The following is a 2,077-nucleotide window of genomic DNA, read 5'->3' as shown; positions in this document are numbered from 1 at the left end:
ACTCTTCTCTATACGTTCTTCTGCTTCTCTTACTAAAAATGACATTTTGCCTCCTCTTTCGTATGTACTTATCTTTTCATTCTATCATATATGTTTCTTTCTGCCTATTATGCAATGGTCTTAATAAGTGAATGTATAATGTATCCCGTTTTGTTATATTGATATTCTTTTCCATGTAATATAGTGCCGTTAAAATCAACTTCTAAAAGAGATGAAGATGTTATTTCTGCAAATAACATCCCAAATGGATAAATATAAAAGCTGTTTCCATCACTACTTCGTGCAGAAAGATGAGTATAGGTTAAGTCATCCATTTTCAAATAAGCCAAAATCCTATAAGCCAAAGCTAAATTTTCTTTTATAGTTTTATCAATCATATTGGTAGATTTAATTACACTTTGACTATTACATAACAATTTGGTGCTTCATATAATTTTATTTGCGAGCACTGAATGTGCTCATCTTTGAAAATTATTGGACAAACATTATGTAACAAAAAATAAGCCATATTTTCTGCGGTTGGATTAGTATCTAAATAAAATATTTTTTGCCCAGTAATTTTTGATATGTTCTCACCTAAATCCTTATCCGCTATATTTAGTATGGCATTGTGGTCCCAATTATTATTTAGCCACTTTGTTAATTTTTGCTTAATGATGCTAAAATCAATTACCATTCCCAAGTTATTTAGTTTACTAGATTCAAATGTTGCTTCTAGAGTGTACCTATGTCCGTGAAGCATTTTACAATTTCCGCCATGCCCGATAATTCTATGAGCAGAGTCAAAGCCTAAAATTTGTGTACATCTCATTACTAAAAGTCTTGTTATTTATATGTAGTTTAAGTTATGAATTATACATAAGTAATTAACATAATACAATATTATGCACGAAAACACTAAAAACCTACCACCGATTCAGATTTTTTTGGCAAATCCACGTGGATTTTGTGCAGGCGTTGAAAGAGCTGTAGAAATTGTAGAGCGTGCGATCTTAAAATACGGAGCTCCTGTATATGTGAGGCATGAGATAGTGCATAATAAATATGTTGTTGAAAATCTTAGAGCAAAGGGTGCAATTTTTATTGAAGAAATTAGTGAGATACCTGAGGGTGCTGTGACAATTTTTTCTGCTCACGGAGTAAGTGAAAAGGTGGAAAATGAATCAAGATATAAGAATTTAAAAGTTATTGATGCTACTTGTCCTCTTGTTAAAAAAGTGCATCTTCAAGCTCAAAAATTTGAAAAAGAGAGAGACAATATCATTTTAATTGGACATAAAAATCACCCTGAGATTGAAGGCACGAGTGGTAGGATTAAACAAAAGGTTTTTATTGTTGAAAATATTGGTGATGTAGAAAAAGTTCCATATGAAACAGAGGATAGCATTTCTTATGTTACCCAAACTACCTTAAGTGTTGATGATACTAAAAACATAATTGATAGGCTGAAAGATAAATTCCCCAATATTAAAGGACCAGAGCTTAGTAATATATGCTTTGCCACACAAAATAGGCAGGACGCAGTAAAAAAACTTGCTATGATTGCAGATACTATTTTTGTGATTGGTGCAAAAAACAGCTCAAATTCGAATAGATTAAGAGATATTGCAGAAAATTTTGGAACGAAAGCGTATTTACTGAATGGAGAAGATGATGAAATTTTCAATTTACTTGGTAATACTAAAATTTTAGGAATAACTGCAGGGGCATCAGCTCCTGAGATTTTGGTCGAAAATTTGATTAGAAAAATTAAAAAAATCAAAGACGTGAAAATTATCAATCTAGACGGTATAGAGGAAAATATAAAATTTAAAATTCCTAAAGAGCTGTAGGAGTGGTGCGTATAATTCCATATTCAAAATTAAAATAATTAAGTGATTTTTATTAATAAGTAAGGCCGTTGCATAAATGCAAAGCAAGGAAGATATGCAATAAATGGATTTAAAAAACTAGATTCATATAAAGAAGAACGATAAGTTTGGTATAAAAGCTGATAGAATAATAGGAATTCAAGAAAGTTAACAAAATATTATGCTAAATTAGCATGTTGCATGCCGATTTGCTGATCTTAGCCACA

At 31.0% G+C, this 2,077-nt stretch carries 2 protein-coding genes and 1 pseudogene; 1 reads left to right on the top strand and 2 read right to left on the bottom strand.

Features of this window, described 5'->3' with window-relative positions:
• Nucleotides 1-122: 122 nt before the first annotated feature.
• Both L8D11_RS05095 and L8D11_RS05090 read right to left on the bottom strand, forming a co-directional pair.
• Nucleotides 123-377: pseudogene (locus tag L8D11_RS05095) on the bottom strand (class II aldolase/adducin family protein); the annotation flags it as partial.
• A 14-nt stretch (nt 378-391) separates the two neighbouring features.
• Nucleotides 392-811, bottom strand: a complete 420-nt coding sequence (locus L8D11_RS05090) for a 6-pyruvoyl trahydropterin synthase family protein (protein WP_236870587.1) — start codon at nt 809-811, stop codon at nt 392-394.
• 73 nt (nt 812-884) lie between these two features.
• On the opposite strand from L8D11_RS05090, the gene ispH reads away from it, so the two are divergent.
• Entirely contained in the window at nt 885-1,832 is a 948-nt protein-coding gene (ispH, locus tag L8D11_RS05085) for a 4-hydroxy-3-methylbut-2-enyl diphosphate reductase (RefSeq protein ID WP_236870586.1), read from the top strand.
• Nucleotides 1,833-2,077: the final 245 nt, after the last annotated feature.

The sequence above is a fragment of the Candidatus Bandiella numerosa genome (genome assembly GCF_021811875.1).
Lineage (GTDB): Bacteria > Pseudomonadota > Alphaproteobacteria > Rickettsiales > Midichloriaceae > Aquirickettsia > Aquirickettsia numerosa_A.
Note: the sequence above shows the minus strand (reverse complement) of the source record. Positions and strands in the feature narration are given on the sequence as shown.